At 73.9% G+C, this 15,942-nt stretch carries 13 protein-coding genes and 1 pseudogene; 8 read left to right on the top strand and 6 right to left on the bottom strand.

The annotated features are described in order from the left end of the window. Positions 1 to 2: 2 nt before the first annotated feature. The gene (gene mug, locus ACIPSE_RS39760; RefSeq protein ID WP_401673068.1) at positions 3 to 548 is read left to right on the top strand and encodes a G/U mismatch-specific DNA glycosylase; all 546 of its coding nucleotides are present in this window, start codon (positions 3 to 5) and stop codon (positions 546 to 548) included. Here mug and ACIPSE_RS39755 read toward each other — a convergent pair. From ACIPSE_RS39755 to ACIPSE_RS39745, 3 genes are all read right to left on the bottom strand, one after another. Then, positions 532 to 945 carry a hypothetical protein gene (locus tag ACIPSE_RS39755; RefSeq protein WP_401673065.1) on the bottom strand — a complete coding sequence of 138 codons (414 nt, stop codon included), beginning with the start codon at positions 943 to 945 and terminating at the stop codon, positions 532 to 534. The genes mug and ACIPSE_RS39755 overlap by 17 nt on opposite strands. A gap of 676 nt (positions 946 to 1,621) precedes the next feature. Then, a complete protein-coding gene (locus ACIPSE_RS39750; protein WP_401673063.1) occupies positions 1,622 to 2,371 on the bottom strand; it encodes an ABC transporter permease in 750 nt (249 codons plus the stop codon). Between the two features lies 1 nt (position 2,372). Continuing rightward, the gene (locus ACIPSE_RS39745) at positions 2,373 to 3,293 is read right to left on the bottom strand and encodes an ATP-binding cassette domain-containing protein (RefSeq protein ID WP_401673061.1); all 921 of its coding nucleotides are present in this window, start codon (positions 3,291 to 3,293) and stop codon (positions 2,373 to 2,375) included. 108 nt (positions 3,294 to 3,401) lie between these two features. Here ACIPSE_RS39745 and ACIPSE_RS39740 point away from each other — a divergent pair, with 108 nt between their 5' ends. From ACIPSE_RS39740 to ACIPSE_RS39730, 3 genes are all read left to right on the top strand, one after another. Next, entirely contained in the window at positions 3,402 to 4,571 is a 1,170-nt protein-coding gene (locus ACIPSE_RS39740; protein ID WP_401673058.1) for a sensor histidine kinase, read from the top strand. A gap of 14 nt (positions 4,572 to 4,585) precedes the next feature. Next, positions 4,586 to 5,248: a response regulator gene (locus tag ACIPSE_RS39735; RefSeq protein ID WP_401673056.1), complete on the top strand. Its 663-nt coding sequence runs from the start codon at positions 4,586 to 4,588 to the stop codon at positions 5,246 to 5,248. Positions 5,249 to 5,335: 87 nt separating this feature from the next. Next, positions 5,336 to 6,493 carry an ROK family transcriptional regulator gene (locus ACIPSE_RS39730; RefSeq protein ID WP_401673053.1) on the top strand — a complete coding sequence of 386 codons (1,158 nt, stop codon included), beginning with the start codon at positions 5,336 to 5,338 and terminating at the stop codon, positions 6,491 to 6,493. Between the two features lie 65 nt (positions 6,494 to 6,558). On the opposite strand, the gene ACIPSE_RS39725 is transcribed toward ACIPSE_RS39730, so the two are convergent. Both ACIPSE_RS39725 and ACIPSE_RS39720 read right to left on the bottom strand, forming a co-directional pair. Then, entirely contained in the window at positions 6,559 to 7,320 is a 762-nt protein-coding gene (locus ACIPSE_RS39725; RefSeq protein ID WP_401673051.1) for a GntR family transcriptional regulator, read from the bottom strand. Between the two features lie 244 nt (positions 7,321 to 7,564). Beyond that, positions 7,565 to 8,449, bottom strand: a complete 885-nt coding sequence (locus ACIPSE_RS39720) for an RNA polymerase sigma-70 factor (RefSeq protein WP_401673049.1) — start codon at positions 8,447 to 8,449, stop codon at positions 7,565 to 7,567. 189 nt (positions 8,450 to 8,638) lie between these two features. Here ACIPSE_RS39720 and ACIPSE_RS39715 point away from each other — a divergent pair, with 189 nt between their 5' ends. Beyond that, a complete protein-coding gene (locus ACIPSE_RS39715; RefSeq protein WP_401673046.1) occupies positions 8,639 to 9,469 on the top strand; it encodes an alpha/beta fold hydrolase in 831 nt (276 codons plus the stop codon). 42 nt (positions 9,470 to 9,511) lie between these two features. Here the strand turns inward: ACIPSE_RS39715 and ACIPSE_RS39710 are convergent. Continuing rightward, positions 9,512 to 10,348 (bottom strand): annotated as a pseudogene (locus ACIPSE_RS39710) (DMT family transporter); the annotation flags it as partial. Between the two features lie 47 nt (positions 10,349 to 10,395). Here ACIPSE_RS39710 and ACIPSE_RS39705 point away from each other — a divergent pair. The 3 genes from ACIPSE_RS39705 (at position 10,396) to ACIPSE_RS39695 (ending at position 15,681) form a co-directional block, all read left to right on the top strand. Then, on the top strand, positions 10,396 to 11,880 hold the full coding sequence (locus ACIPSE_RS39705) for a PLP-dependent aminotransferase family protein (RefSeq protein ID WP_401673043.1): 1,485 nt from the start codon (positions 10,396 to 10,398) through the stop codon (positions 11,878 to 11,880). Between the two features lie 589 nt (positions 11,881 to 12,469). Next, the gene (locus ACIPSE_RS39700) at positions 12,470 to 14,038 is read left to right on the top strand and encodes an alkaline phosphatase D family protein (protein ID WP_401673041.1); all 1,569 of its coding nucleotides are present in this window, start codon (positions 12,470 to 12,472) and stop codon (positions 14,036 to 14,038) included. A 242-nt stretch (positions 14,039 to 14,280) separates the two neighbouring features. Continuing rightward, positions 14,281 to 15,681: a GNAT family N-acetyltransferase gene (locus ACIPSE_RS39695; protein WP_401673038.1), complete on the top strand. Its 1,401-nt coding sequence runs from the start codon at positions 14,281 to 14,283 to the stop codon at positions 15,679 to 15,681. Positions 15,682 to 15,942: the final 261 nt, after the last annotated feature.

The raw sequence follows: 15,942 nt of genomic DNA, 5'->3' as shown, positions 1-15,942 counted from the left end.
TCGTGCCCCGCTTCACCCAGGCGGAACTGGAGGCCGCCCGCGACCGGCTCGTCCCCGACGTGGTCGCGGACGGCCTCGGCGTGCTGTTCTGCGGGATCAACCCGGGCCTGATGACGGCCGCGACGGGCCATCACTTCGCCCGGCCCGGGAACCGCTTCTGGCCGGTGCTGCATCTGTCGGGGTTCACGCCCCGGCTGATGAAGCCGTCGGAGCAGTCGGAACTGCTGTCGTACGGGCTCGGCATCACCAATGTCGTGGCGCGGGCGACCGCGCGGGCCGACGAGCTGAGCGCGGAGGAGTACCGCGAGGGCGGGAGGCAACTGGTGCTGCGGGTGGAGCGGTTCGAGCCGCGGTGGCTGGCCGTGGTGGGCGTCACCGCCTACCGGGCCGCCTTCGGCGAGCGCAAGGCCCAGGTGGGGCCGCAGGAGCGGACGTTCGGACGGACGCGGGTGTGGGTGCTGCCGAATCCGAGCGGGCTGAACGCGCACTGGACGGCGGCGACGATGGCGGAGGAGTTCGCGCGGCTGCGCGTCACGGCGGGTCTATGACCGTGACGACGGCCAGGAGCCGGACCTCGTCGGCCGGGTCCCGGTCGGCGACGGCCACCGCGATCCAGCGCCCCGTCCCGGGGTCCTCCCAGAGGTAGGCGAAGCCCGCCTCGTCGCTGCGGGAGGCCCACGGCTCGGGTATCTCCTCGTGCGCGCGGCGCAGTTGGACCGTCTGGAGGTTCAGGTGGTGGGGCTCGCCCCGGCGCGGTGCCAGACCGTCGCGGACAGCCTCCAGTTCGTGGTGGTACCGGTCCACCGCCGCCGCTCGCTCCGCTGGGTCGCTCACCTCCCTGAGGCCGTGGCCGGCCGCTAACTCCGCGAGGTGGAAGGCGTGCTCCGCCGGGAAGGGGCGGAGGCACAGCTCGTCGATGAGGGCGATGTGCCGCGCGATGTCCATGAGCCCCAGTAAAGCGGGCCCCACTGACATCTGGCGCCCCGTCAACCCACCGGCCCAGCGGCCCCGGCACAGGGCCGGTCCGTGTCGCGTCGGACGGGCGGTGCGTGTCCCGTTGGGCGGGCGGTCCGTGTCCCTTTGGGCGGCCGGTACGTGTCCCCTTGGACGGGCGGTCCGTGTCGCGTCAGACGGCCAGTCCATGTTCCGTTGGACGGGCGGTCCATGTCCCGTTGGACGGCCGGTCTGTGTCGCGTCAGACGGCCGGGTCAGGGTCCCGTTGGACGGGCTGTCAGGACCCGTCGGTCAGCCGGGTTCGCATCCTGTTGGACAGCAGGCACGAGCCCGCCAGGCGTCACCGGTGGACGGCCCGTCCGTGTCCCGTCAGGCGTCCCGTCCACGGCTCGGCGGACGGCCCGTCCATGTCTCGTCAGGCAACCCGTCAGGCCCCCGTCGGTCGGAGGGTCCGCGCCCCGTCGGATGGCCGGTCAGGTGCCGTAAGGCGGCCCCTGGGACGACCCGTCCCTTCCCGGCGGACAGCCGGTCCGCGTCCCCTCACACATCCCCTCAAGCGTCCCGTCGGACGCCCCGTCCGCATCCCGTTGACCGTCCCGGGGCGGACGTGCAGACGCCCCCTCGGACGACTCACCCCCATATCCGGCAAGCCCCCGGCCGCGGCCCGTCAGGCGTCCCGGCGCCGTATGCTCCACGCGCCCGCGAGCAGGGCGGCGGCCGTCCACAGCGCGGTCACCGCGAGGCCGGACCACGGTCCGAGCGGGCCGTCGTACGTCCCGTGCAGGGCTATCTGTCCGGCGCGGTCGGGCAGGAAGTCCACTGCCGTGCCCGCCGCGTCCCCGATCACGAACGACACGACGAGGACGAACGGGATCAGCACCGACAGGGCGCCCACGCCGCTGCGCAGCAGTGCCGCGAGTCCGGCCGCGAACAGGGCCATCAGCGTCAGGTAGAGGCCGCAGCCCACCACCGCGCGGACCTGCTCGCCCGCCGTCAGGGCTCCGGCCGCCTCGCCGAGCCCGGCCCGTGCGGCGAGGAGCGCGGCGAGGGCGGTCACCAGGCCGACCGCCAGGGCGGGTACGGCGATCGCGGTCGCCTTGGCCGCGAACCAGTGTCCGCGGCGCGGCACCGCAGCCAGGGAGAGCCGCAGGGCGCCACCGTGGAACTCGCCGGAGACGGCCGTCGCGCCGAAGGTGACGGCGGCGATCTGGCCGACCGTCGCGCCGGACAGCGCCGTGAACAGGGGGTCCGTGTCGGCCTCGGACGTGGCGCCCGCGAGGGCCGAGAACGCGACGCTGACCCCGAACAGGGCCAGGAGCGCCCCGAGGAGCGAGCGCAGGGTGCGGATCTTGAGCCACTCGGAGTGCAGGACGGGCGCGAACGGGAACGGGGCGGGGCGGTCGGGCGTCGGCGCCATGTCAGGCCTCCTGCGGCTGTGCGGTGAACTCGGCTTCGGCGGACGTCAGATCGAGATAGGCCTGCTCCAAGGTGCCCTCTTCCGCGGCGAGTTCGAGCAGTGGTACGCCCGCGGCGGAGGCGATGCGGCCGATGTCGTCGACGCGGGCGTGGTGCACGGTCCAGTGGCCGTCCTCGTGCTCGACGGCCTGGTGACCGTGTCCGGCGAGGGCCGCTTCCAGGGCGGTGGGGTCGCTGGTGCGGACACGGACGCTCGGGCGGGCGCGGGCGTGGATGAACTCTCGCATCGGGGTGTCGGCGAGGAGCCGGCCCCGGCCCAGCACCACGAGGTGGTCGGCGAAGGACGCCGTCTCGTGCATGAGATGGCTGGAGACGAGGACCGTGCGGCCCTCCCCCGCGAGCCGGCGCAGCAGGCCCCGGATCCAGATGATGCCCTCCGGGTCGAGTCCGTTGGAGGGTTCGTCGAGCATGACCACGGCCGGGTCGCCGAGCAGGGCGGCGGCGATGCCGAGCCGCTGCCGCATGCCCAGGGAGTAGCTCCGCACCCGGCGGCGGGCGACCGCGGCGAGCCCCGTCTCGGCGAGCAGGTCGTCCACCCGGCGCTCGGGTATCCGGTTGCTGACGGCGAGGGCGCGCAGGTGGTCGCGGCCGGTGCGGGAGCCGTGCGCGGCCTGGGCGTCGAGCAACGCGCCCACGTGACGCAGGGGTTCGTGGAGCGTGGCGTAGGCGCGGCCGCCGAGGGTGGCGGTGCCGGAGGTGGGCCGGTCGAGGCCGAGGACGAGCCGCATCGTGGTGGACTTGCCCGCCCCGTTGGGGCCGAGGAAGCCGGTGACGCGGCCCGGCAGCACGGTGACGGTGAGGTCGTCCACCGCTCGCCGGGTGCCGTACTCCTTGGTGAGGTCGCGGACTTCGATGCTGGTCATGGCAGCAGCGTGCCGTCCGGGCCGGGGCGGGCGCCTCCCCCGTGAGGGGAGATCGTCTCCCCCGTGCGGGGGAGGTCCGCCGCCGGTGCCGGCTGGCACGATGACGGCATGGTCCGCTCTCCCCGTTTACTGCGCCCGTTCGGCCGGGCGGTGACGTACACACGGCTGCTGCATCTGTCCATCGCGATCGTGTGGCCGTCGCTGTGGCTGTTCGTGCGCGAGGCCTGGTGGACGTGGGCGGTGGCGGCCCTGCTGCTCGTGCCCGTGGGGCTGGTGCCCGCGATGCGCACCGTGGAGGGCCTCCAGGCCAGGATGCTGCTGACCGGTCAGCGGCCCGACGGCGAGAGCGCCGGTGTGGTCGTGGCGCCGTCGGCCGGCTGGGGCGACCGGGGGCGGCTGGTCGTGTGGCTCCAGGCGCGGCTGCTGATCGGCTGCGCGACCTCGCTGTTCCTCGTGCAGTCGCTGATCGCGACGGTGGACCTGGTGTCGGCGGCGTTCGGGCAGGACGTCGACGTGGCGCTGCTGGGCGGGCACCGCGGGTGGCATGTGCTGCTGGTGCCGGTGCTGTTGGCGGCGATGGCGGGGACCGTCCTCGCCGCGGGTTCGCTGATCACCGCGGTCGCGCTGCGGCTGCTGGGTCCGTCGGCCGCCGAGCGGCTCACCGCGTTGGAGGAGCGCACGGAGCAACTCCTGGAGCGCAACCGCATCGCGCGGGAGCTGCACGACTCGATCGGGCATGCCCTGACCGTGGCCGTCGTGCAGGCGGGCGCGGCCCGGGCCGCCGCCGATCCGGCCTTCACCGACCGGGCGCTGATCGCGATCGAGGAGACGGGCCGGGCCGCCCTGGAGGATCTGGAGCGGGTGCTCGGCGTGCTGCGCGAGTCGGGCCGTCCGGTGGGCAGCCGTCCCACGCTGGCGGACGCCGACCGGCTGCTGGAGTCCGCGCGGGCCTCGGGGGCGAAGGTCGACGTCGAGACGACGGGGCCGCTGGACACGGTGCCGGGGCCGGTCTCCCGCGAGGGGTACCGCATCCTCCAGGAGTCCCTGACCAATGTGCTGCGGCACGCGGGCGCCGTCCCCGTGACGGTGCGGATCGCGGTGGACGGCGGGGGACTCGGCCTGGAGGTCCGCAATCCGCTCACCGCGCGGATACCGGGCCCCGGGCGGGGCAGCGGGCTGCGCGGCATCCGCGAGCGCGCGGCCCTGCTGGGCGGGCGGGCGCACACGGGCCCGGACCGGGGCGACTGGCAGGTGCGGGTCGACCTGCCGCTGCGCTGATCTACGCTGGCCGGATGCCCGTCACCGTTCTCCTCGTCGACGACGAACCCCTCGTTCGCGCAGGCCTGCGGGCCGTGCTGGAGGCGCAGCCCGACATCGAGGTGGTCGGGGAGGCCGCGGACGGGGCGGCGGTGATACCGCTGGTGCGGAGCCTGCGGCCGGACGTGGTGGCCATGGACGTGCGGATGCCGCTGCTCGACGGGATCGAGGCCACGCGCGCGGTACTGCGCACGGTCGACGCCCCGCCGAAGATCCTCGTGATCACGACGTTCGAGAACGACGAGTACGTGTACGAGGCACTGCGTGCGGGCGCGGACGGGTTCCTGCTGAAGCGGGCCCGGGCGGCGGAGATCGTGCACGCGGTACGGCTGGTCGCCGAGGGCGAGTCGCTGCTGTTCCCGGCGTCGGTGCGGCAACTGGCCGCGCAGTACGGCGAGGACGGCGGGAACCGTGCGGCCCGCGCGCTGCTGGACCGGGCACAGCTCACCGAGCGGGAGGCCGAGGTGCTGCGGCTGATGGCGCGCGGTCTGTCGAACGCGGAGATCGCCGCGCGGCTGACCGTCGGGACGGAGACGGTGAAGTCCCATGTCAGCGCCGTGCTCGCGAAGCTGGGCGCGCGGGACCGCACTCAGGCGGTGATCACGGCGTACGAGTCGGGGTTCGTGGCGCCGGGCTGATCGGGAACGGGCGGTCGGGACACTCGCCGGGGTCCGCCGGGCCGAGTACGATCCGGCCAACACGCGCACGAGCTGGGAGGACGGACGGTGGGGCGGCTGACCGGCGGGGATCCCTCGCTGCTGCGAAGGATCAATTCCGCGGTGGTGCTGCACGCGCTGCGTGCCACGGACTGCGCGACGCTGACGGAGATCACCCGGGTGACGGGCCTGTCCCGGCCGACGGTCGAGGGCGTGGTCGAAGGGCTCATCGAGGCGGGGTACGTCGTCGAGACGGCCGCCGACGAGAGCGCGGTGCGGCGTCAGGGGCGGCCCGCTCGGCGGTTCAGGTTCCGGGCCGAGGCCGGGCATCTGCTCGGTCTGGAGGTCGGCGCGCACCGGGTGGCCGCGCTGCTGGCCGATCTGGACGGGCGGGTGATCGGCGCGCAGACCCGGGACGTCGGCGAAACCGCGTCGGCCGACGAGCGGCTGGAGCGGGTGCGGGGCGCGGTCGCGGAGCTGCTGCGCCGGGCCGGGGTGGCCCGGGGTTCCCTGCGGGCCGTCGGGGTGGCCACGCCCGGGATCGTGGAGGCGGACGGCACGGTCCGGCTGGGGACGGCGCTGCCGGAGTGGACGGGGCTGAACCTGGGCGAGCGGCTGAGCCGTTCCTTCAAGTGCCCGGTGCTCGTGGAGAACGACGCCAACGCGGCGGCGGTCGCCGAGCACTGGAAGGGCGCCGCCACGGAGTCCGACGACGTGGTGATGGTGCTGGCGGGGCTGAGCCCGGGCGCGGGGGCGCTGATCGGGGGGCGGCTGCACCGGGGGTTCGGCGGGGCGGCCGGTGAGATCGGCGCGCTGCACCTGCTGGGCCGCGAGGTCACACCGGAGACGTTGCTGTCGACCACGGACGAGCCGCTGCACCCGCTCGACGAGCAGGCGGTGGCCAAGGTCTTCGCGGAGGCCCGGCAGGGCGACCAGCGGGCGCGCGCGGCCGTGGAGCGGTTCATCCAGCGTCTTGTGCACGATGTCGCGGCGCTCGCGCTCGCCCTCGACCCGGAGGTCGTCGTGATCGGTGGCTGGGCGGCCGGCCTGGACGGCGTACTGGAGCCGCTGCGCGCGGAGTTGGCGCGTTACTGTCTGCGTCCGCCGAAGGTGGCTCTGTCGCTGCTGGGCGAGGCGGCCGCGGCGACCGGTGCGCTGCGCCTCGCGCTGGACCATGTCGAGGAGCAGTTGTTCGCGGTGGAGGGCACGGTCACCGCGCGGCGCTGAGACGGACGCGCGCCCCGGGGCGTCCCCGGGGCGTCCCCGGGGCGCGCGTCCGTCGGCGGGGAGTGTCAGGAGGCCCGGCGTTCGGGGTCCTCGTGGATCTCCACCGCGCCCGAGTCGCCGAAGGTCAGGCGGCACGTGTCGGCGCGGTACGTGGCGACGGAGAGCGCGGCCGTGCGGCTCCGGGCGAAGTAGCGGGTGGTCACCACGAGGACGGGTGCCCCGGGGAGCCGGTCCAGCTGCTTGGCGTCGTCGGCGCGGGCCGAGCCGAGTTCGACGGCGCTGTCCTGGCCCTCCAGGTCCAGCCGGTGCAGTTCGCGCAGGACCGCACGCGCGCGTGCCGCGCCCGACGGGGCGTCGATCGCGGAGAGGTCGGGCACCGAGGACGCCGGGACGTGCAGCAGTTCGGCGGCGACCGGCTGACCGTGGGTCATCCGGGAGCGGCGCACGATGTGCACGGGTTCGTCCTGGCCGGTCTCCAGGGCCGCCGCGACGGCCGCGGACGGCACCTCGAACGTGCTGTCGCTGAGCTGCCAGGCGTCCCCCGAAGCGCCCGGCCAGATGTGCTGCTCGGTGCCCACGGCGACGCCCACGCGCGGCGGGGCGACCGTGGTGCCGACTCCGCGGCGACGCTGGAGGCGGCCTTCCAGTTCGAGCTGTTCGAGCGCCTGCCGGAGCGTGGCGCGGGCGACACCGAACCGGGCCGCGAGGTCTCGCTCGTTGGGGAGGATCTCCCCCACCGAGAACTCGGAGTCCAGTGCCTCGCTGAGCACGGTCCTCAGATGCCAGTACTTCGGTTCCGCCACCGATTCCAGTTGCGTGGTCCCCACCCTGTCCTCCGCAATCGCCGTGTTCCGGCGGCGTTTTAGCGCCCTTGTTTATTAAAGGTTGTTGCACTTCTCTGCGACCATAGGGCGGCCCCCACCCTTGGTCAATACCAATCCTCCAACCCTTGGCCCACTCACAGGGACGGCGGTCGTGAACGTTCACGACCCGTTCGTGCGCGGCAACATGTGTGACGGCACGGCAAAGCCCCCGTCACAGGACGGGGGCTCGTCGGGGCCGGGCGCCCGGTCAGCCGGTGGCCAGGGGGCGGAGCTTGTCGGGGTTGCGGACGACGTAGACCGACTGGATGCGGCCGTCGGCGACGTCCAGCTGGAAGAGCGTGTCGGGCTTGCCGCCGGACAGCAGCAGCAGCGCGGGACCGCCGTTGACCTCGATGAACCGGTACGACATGTCCGGGACACCCTTGTGCGCGGTGCCCGCGAGGAAACGGCCCACCTTGGCGGCGGTGTCGATGATCCGCAGCGGTGCCTTCGTCTTGCCGCCGCTGTCGCCGACGAGACGGACGTCGGGGGCGAGCAGCGACATCAGCCCGTCGATGTCGCCCTCCAAGGCGGCGGCGAGGAACCGTTCGGTCAGATCCCGGCGCTGGGCGGGGTCGACCTCGTAGCGCGGGCGGCGCTCCTCGACGTGCTTGCGGGCCCGGCCCGCGAGCTGGCGCACGGCGGCCTCGTCGCGTTCGAGCACGGCGGCGATGTCCGCGTAGGGGTAGCCGAAGGCCTCCCGGAGCACGAACACGGCGCGCTCCAGCGGCGACAGGGACTCCATGACGACGAGCACGGCGAAGGAGACGGAGTCGGCGAGCACCGCGCGTTCCGCGGTGTCGGGCACGGTGTCGCCGAAGTCGGTCTCGTAGGGCTCGGGGAGCCAGGGGCCGACGTAGGACTCGTTGCGCGACTTGATCTGGCGCAGCCGGTCGAGGGCGAGGCGGGTCGTGACGCGCACCAGGAAGCCGCGGGGGTCGCGCACCTCGGCGCTGTCGACGCCGGCCCAGCGCAGCCATGCCTCCTGGACCACGTCCTCCGCGTCGGCCACCCTGCCGAGCATGCGGTAGGCGACCCCCAGCAGGACGCGGCGGTGTTCTTCGAAGACGTCGGTCTCGATGTCGGTCGTCACCCGACCATCCCAGCCCACTTGCCGGGAGCTGTCCAGGCGCAGGGGCCATGGGTCACACCACAGGGGCTACCCGCCAGTAGCAATTGCTGACAAGCTGTCTACAGTCGTTCGCCGCCCGCGTCCGCGACGGCCGATCCGCCTCCGCAGCGCCCGTCCGCGTGTCCGAGTACTCGTCGAGGAGCACACCCCATGGCCGCCACCGTCTCGTTCAAGGTCCCCTCCCCGCACGGCCCGCAGTCCGTGACCGTCGACTACGCGCGCGTGGGCCGCGGCGAGCCGCTGCTCCTGCTGCACGGCATCGGCCACCACCGGCAGGCCTGGGACCCGGTGGTCGACATCCTGGCCACCGAGCGCGACGTCATCGCCGTGGACCTGCCCGGCTTCGGCGCCTCCCCCGGCCTGCCCGCCGCGCTGTCGTACGACCTCGCCACGACGAGCGCCGTGTTCGCCGGTCTCTGCGAGGCGCTGGAGCTGGACCGGCCGCACGTCGCGGGCAACTCGCTCGGCGGGCTCATCGCGCTGGAGCTGGGCCGGGAGCGGCTCGTGCGGTCGGTGACCGCGCTGTCGCCCGCCGGGTTCTGGTCGGAGGCGGAGCGGCGGTACGCGTTCACCGTGCTGCTCGCGATGCGCGGGATAGCCGTCCGGATGCCGCTGCCGGTGGTGGACCGGCTCTCGCGCTCCGCGGCCGGCCGGACCGCACTGACGAGCACCATCTACGCCCGCCCCGGCCGCCGTTCACCCGAGGCGGTCGTCGCCGAGACCCTCGCCCTGGTGAACGCCCCGGGCTTCGAGGCGACCCTCCGCGCGGGCGGCTCGGTCCGGTTCACCGACGACGTCCCCGGCATCCCGGTCACCGTCGCCTGGGGCACCAAGGACCGCCTCCTGCTGCGCCGTCAGGGCGTCCGCGCCAAGCACGCCATCCCCAAGGCGCGCCTCGTGCGGCTCCCCGGCTGCGGTCACTGCCCGATGAACGACGACCCGGCGCTCGTCGCGCGCGTGATCCTCGACGGCAGCCGCTGACCCGCCCCGCGCCCCGAACACCCCTGATCCCAGGGCCACTCCGGCGCCGACCAGGACGCTGCCCGCGGCCTGCGCGGCGCCGTAGGTGCCCGTCCCGACCAGCGGGGCGGTACAGGCGGCGGCGACCGGGATGAGACCGGAGAAGAGCGTGGCGCGCTCGGCACCGATCCGCTGAAGCCCCATGTACCAGCAGACGAACCCGACGACGGTGACGACCGCCGCCTGCCACAGCAGCGCGGCGGCCTCGGTCCCGTCAGGCATCCGCAGCCACGCGCCCCCGTCCAGGACGGCTCCGGCGGCCAGCGACTCGGCCGCGGCGACCCCGCAGACCGTGACCGACAGCAGGCGCGGCCCCAGCGGCCTCAGCAACGGCACCGCCAGCACCGCGAACCCCACCTCACCGGCGAGCGCGCACCCGGAGAACGCGAGCCCCGCGCCGTCCGTACGGCCCCAGCCCTGGACGGTGAACGCGCCCGCCGCGACGACCGACGCCCCCGCGAGGACCGTCCGCCGGGGCCGCCGCCCGTCGAGCAGCGGGACGAGGACGGCCACCACGACCGGCGCGCAGCCCACGAACACCCCGGGCACGGCCGGTTCGGCGGTGCGTTCGGCGGCGATAACCGCCATGTTGAACCCGACCATCCCGATCCCCGAGAGCAGCGCGAGGCGGCCCCACTGGCGAGGCGTCAGCGCCCTCAACCGGGCCGGGGAGCCCCGTCCGGCCACGGGGAGGAGCAGCAGGCAGGCGAGCCCGTAGCGCAGGAACTGGCCGCCCGGGTACGGGTAGTCGCCGAGGACGCTGTTCGCCGTGAAGGAGGCGCCGACGAGGACGGCGGCGCACGCGACCAGGAGCGCGCCGCGGGTGGTGGTGACGTTCATGGGAGCGACGCTAGGCAGCGGGGCGGTCCGGTTTAAGGTCCACTTCCATGACGCCATCGGGGACCAATCGCCGGCCCGGGGACTCCGACAGGGGTGAGGGCGCGGGGACTTCCGGCGCGTCCGGGATCTCCAGGGCGTGGGAGGTGCTGCTTCCCGCCGTCGCGGCGCCCGCACGCGCGCGGGGGCGGGCCCTTCAGGAAGCGCTGCGGGAGGCGGTGCGCTCGGGGCGGCTCTCGCCCGGGACACGACTGCCGTCCAGCCGGGACCTGGCGGCCGACCTCGGGGTGTCGCGGGGGCTGGTCACGGAGGCGTACGAGCAGTTGACCGCCGAGGGCTATCTGCGCAGCGGGCGCGGCGCGGGCACCTGGGTGGGCGGCGCGGCCCGCGCCACACGGGCACGCGCGCGTGATCTCGCGCCGCGTCCGGCGGGCGCCGCGGCCGACTTCGTGCCCGGGACGCCGGATCTGTCGCTGTTCCCGCGCACCGCCTGGTCCGCCGCGCAGCGTGCGGTGCTCGCCGCACTCCCCCATCACGACCTCGGCTATCCCGATCCGCGCGGGCTGCCCCGGCTGCGGACCGCGCTGGCCGAACTGCTCGCGCGGCGCCGGGGCGTGGTCGCCGACCCGGAGCGGATCGTGGTGGTCTCCGGAGTGGCCCAGGCGACGACCCTGCTGGGATTCGCGCTCCACGCGCGCGGGTTGCGCCGGGTGGCCGTCGAGGACCCGGGCAGCCCTCAGCACGACGCCCTGTACGCGGCGGCCGGGGTCACCCCGGTGCCCGTGCCGCTGGACGGCGAGGGACTCGCCCTGGGGCCGTTGCGCGCGTGCGGGGCGCGGGCCGCGGTGACCACGCCCGCGCACCAGTACCCGACCGGCATCGCGTACGGGGCGCGGCGCCGAGCCGAACTGCTGGACTGGGCACGGTCGGTGGACGGGTTCGTCCTGGAGGACGACTACGACGGCGACTTCCGTTACGACCGGGCGCCGGTGGGCGCGCTGCAAGGACTCGACCCGGACCGGGTGGCCTACACGGGGTCCGTCAGCAAGTCCCTCGCGCCGGGGCTCAGGCTGGGCTGGCTGCTGGTGCCGGAGGCGCTCGCCGACGAGGTGATCGAACGCAAGCGGACCATGGACCTCGGTCATCCGGCCCTCGACCAGGCGGTGTTCGCCCGGTTCGTGGAACACGGCGACTACGACCGGCAGTTGCGCCGCTGCCAGCGCGCCTACCGGGAGCGGCGGGACGCCCTGGTCGCCGCGCTCGCGGAACATCTCCCGGGCACGGAGGTCTCCGGGATCGCCGCGGGACTGCATGTGATCGCCGCACTGCCCGGACGGTACGGTCCCGAGGCGGATCTCGTCGCGCGACTGACGGCGGCCGGGGTCGCGGTGCGCCCGCTGTCGCAGTGCGCGCACACGCCCACCGGGGACGACGGCGATCCCGCGGCCGTACGGCTGGTCCTCGGGTACGCGCATCTGTCGCCCGCACGCATCCGGACGGGGGTACGACTGCTGGCGACGGCCACCCGGGGGTGAGACCCTCGGAGGCTCCCCGGCCGTTCCCTGGTGAGGTCAGCAGGGGCTCCCATCCGCACCCGGGGTGCGAGCCGACCGGTTCCGAGGGTGAGCCCGAGAGGGGCGAGATCCGTCACGTCCTGGGCATGCACCCCCGACAGACAAGATCCACCGGATCCCACTGGACGCGGGAACGACTGCTGCCGGCAGCCGCCCGGAAGCAAGGCCCTCGGAGACTCCCCGCCCATTCCCTGCGACAAGGACCGCGAGGGCTCCGACCCGCACCCGGGGATGCAAGCCGACCGGTTCCGGGCGTATGCCCGAGAGGGACGAGGTCCGCCGGGCCCCGGGCCCGTGCCCAAGACGGAACGGGCAAGACCCGCCCGGATCCCGAGCGCGTGCCCGCGAGAGACAAGAGCCTCCGGGGTACGAGCGCGTGCCTGAGGCGAACGAGCGCCGCCGATCCCCGACACGCGCCCGAGGCCGACAAGACCCGCCCGGTTCCGGGCCGGTGGGGTCAGTTGTTCACTCGTGGTTTGCGTGCGCGCTGCGGCGCCCCAGTAGGCATGGCATCGCACACTGGCCGGATCCCGTTCCCGGAGGCGTATCGATGTCACACCGTCCCTTGCCCGGCCGCCGCAGTGTTCTGCGCGGCTCCCTGGTCGCGTCGGCGGCCCTGACCCTGCCCGCGGCGGCGGCACCGGCGTTCGCCCTGTCCGGACGTCCTCAGGCGGGCTGGGGTGTGCAGACGGGTGATGTGACCGCGAACTCCGGTCTGGTGTGGGTGCGTTCGGACCGTCCCACGCGGATGATCGTCGAGACGTCCGCCACCGAGTCGTTCCGCAACGCCCGCAGCTGGCAGGGTCCGTTGCTGGGCGCGGACACCGACTTCACCGGCACGACCCGACTGCACGGCCTGCCCTCGGGCGAGCAGATCCACTACCGGGTGCGGCTGGCCGACCCGGACGACCCGCGGCGCACGGGCGAACCGGTGTACGGCACGTTCCGTACCGCGTCGGCGAAACGGCGCGACGGGGTGCGGTTCCTGTGGTCGGGCGACCTGGCCGGGCAGGGCTGGGGCATCAACCCGGACTTCGGCGGCTACCGGATCTACGACTCGATGGCCGCGCTGGACCCCGACTTCTTCCTGTGCAGCGGCGACAACATCTACGCCGACGGCCCGCTCACCGGGTCCGTGGCCCTGCCCGACGGCAGCACCTGGCGGAACATCACCACCGAGGAGAAGGCCAAGGTCGCCGAGACGCTGGCCGAGTTCCGCGGGAACTTCCGCTACAACCTGCTGGACGACAACCTCAGGGCGTTCAACGCCCAGGTCCCCTCGATCATCCAGTGGGACGACCACGAGGTCACCAACAACTGGTTCCCCGGCGAGATCTTCGCGGACACCCGCTACACCGAGAAGAACGTCGACGTGCTGGCCGCCCGGGCCCGGCGGGCGTTCTCCGAGTACTTCCCGATCTCGACGCTGCGCCGCCCGGGCGGCAAGGTGTACCGGGTGGTCCACCACGGTCCGCTCCTGGACGTCTTCGTGCTGGACATGCGGACCTACCGCAACGCCAACTCGCCGGACGACCAGGGCACCGACGCGCAGGGCATCCTCGGGGCCGAGCAACTGGCGTGGCTCAAGCGGGAGCTGGCGCGGTCCCGGGCGGTGTGGAAGGTCATCGCCTCGGACATGCCGATCGGGCTCGTGGTGCCCGACGGGACGGACGGCGCGCCGAACATCGAGGCCGTCGCGCAGGGCGACCCGGGCGCGCCGCTCGGGCGTGAGCTCCAGATCGCGGAGCTGCTGCGGTTCGTCAAGCACCGGCGGATCACCGGCACGGTGTGGCTGACGGCCGACGTGCACCACACCTCGGCCCAGCATTACCAGCCCTCGCGAGCGGCGTTCAAGGACTTCGAGCCGTTCTGGGAGTTCGTCTCGGGTCCGCTGAACGCGGGCGCGTTCCCGGCGAGCGCGCTGGACGCGACCTTCGGACCCGAGCGGGTGTTCGTCAAGGCGCCGGCCGCGTCGAACGTGTCCCCCGCGGGCGGCTACCAGTTCTTCGGCGAGGTCGACATCGACGGCGGCAGCGGCGAGCTGACGGTGCGGCTGCGCGAGTCGGACGGCACGGTGCTGTTCACCCAGGTGCTCCAGCCGGGGCGCGTCGGTCAGTAGCCCCCGGCGACTCCCGTACCCTCTTAGGCGGGCCGCGTACCGGCGTCATCCCCCGGTGCGCGGCTCGTCGAACGGGCCCTGGGGCGGCGGGGGTTGGGTTCGGGTCCGGCCGTCCGGCGAAGATCACGGACCGGGTCGTGCAACACTGAACAAAAGGTACATTTCCAGTCTTTACCGCTCGGACACAAGACGTTCGTGATCACGCAACACCATTCCTTCACAGTGGCTGCATGAGTCGAGACATGTCTGATGTGACGCGGGCGAAGCACGGCCGCCCGGTGCACCACTGGCGGCGAGACGTCATCGAGCTGGCCGCGCTCTTCACGGCGGTGGCGGTGGCCGACGCCGTGGCCAACCTGATCGGGCACGGACCCGACGGCCCCGAGCTGCTGCTCGGCTCGGCCGTCGCGCTGGTCGCCACGGTCGGCTTCCACACATGGTGGGCACGCCGCCACGGCCACGCGCCCCCGGTGGGCGATACCGGTGCCCGGCCGCCCTCAGCGCAGGAGCCGGCCGGGCAGCCCGAGGGGACGCGGTCCGGCGAGAGCGCGCTGTGGCGGATGCGGACGACGGTCAAGGACGAGCCGGGATCGCTCGCGGCGCTCTGCGTGGCCCTCGCCGCGCCGCGCGTCGACATCCTGAGCCTCCAGACGCATCCGCTGGCCGAGGGCACGGTGGACGAGTTCCTGCTGCGGGCGCCCGCCGACCTGTCGGCCGCGGAGATCACCAAGGCCGTCGCACAGGCCGGCGGCGCGAGCACGTGGATCGAGCGGGCCGACGCCCACGATCTGGTGGACGCGCCGACCCGGGCGCTCGGGCTCGCCGCCCGCACCGCTCAGGACGCCGCCGAACTCCCGCTGGCGCTGCGCCAGTTGCTGGGCCGGTGCACGATCCGTCAGCTGCCCGCGGGACCGCCGCGCGCAAGCCGTGACAGCGGGGACGTCCCCGCCGACGGCTCGCTCGACGACACCGTGATGAGGCTGCGGGCACCGGAAGGCGGAGTGATCACCGTGGAGCGGCCGTACCTGCCGTTCACCCCCACCGAGTTCGCGCGGGCCCGCGCCCTGGTGGAACTGGACGCGGTGCTCGGGCCGCGGGTCCCGCGCAGCCAGGACGTGCTGACGCTGCCCGAGGGCAAGGACATCACCGTCCGCCGCGCCGACCCCGACGACCTGGAGGCGGCGAAGGCGATGCACGAGCGGTGCAGCCCGCTCACGCTCACCCGGCGCTACCACGGGCCGGTCGGGGACGCCGACCGGTACCTCAACCACCTGCTCAGCCCCCGGTTCGGGCGCACCCTCGCCGTACAGACCGCCTCGGGGCGGATCGTCGGGCTCGGCCACCTCCTGTGGGACGGGGACGAGACCGAGGTCGCGCTGCTCGTCGAGGACGGGTGGCAGCGGCGGGGCATCGGCGCGGAACTGCTCCGCAGGCTGGTGGGGATGGCCGTCGAGGCCCGGTGCGAGAGCGTGTACGCCGTGACCCAGTCCTCCAACACCGGGATGGTCGCCTCCATGCGGGGGCTCGGGCTGCCGCTCGACTACCAGGTGGAGGAGGGGACGTTGGTGATCACGGCCCGGCTGGACGCGGGCGTCGCCCCCGAGCCGCTGATCGGCTTCGAGGCGGAGCACCGCCGGGGCTAGGGGGTGCTTCGAAAGTCCCGCACGGCACCCGCGGCGCCCGGCACGCCCTCTCGCCGCACCGGCCGAAACCCCAAGTACGTCCAGTACGAGGGCTTTCGTCCGGCACACCGAGAGCACGCACCGGACACCGCGGCCACCGCACAGGACTTACGAAACACCCCCTAAAGGCAATGCTGTTGCTTTACGGGTCTGCGGGTTGGGGTCGTTGAATGCGGATGGCTCGGGTGCCGGTGTGGGTGGGTTGGGGCCAGGTGTGGTGTT

Origin of the sequence: Streptomyces sp. NPDC090106 (assembly GCF_044747265.1) — a bacterium.
Taxonomy (GTDB): domain Bacteria; phylum Actinomycetota; class Actinomycetes; order Streptomycetales; family Streptomycetaceae; genus Streptomyces.
Note: the sequence above shows the minus strand (reverse complement) of the source record. Positions and strands in the feature narration are given on the sequence as shown.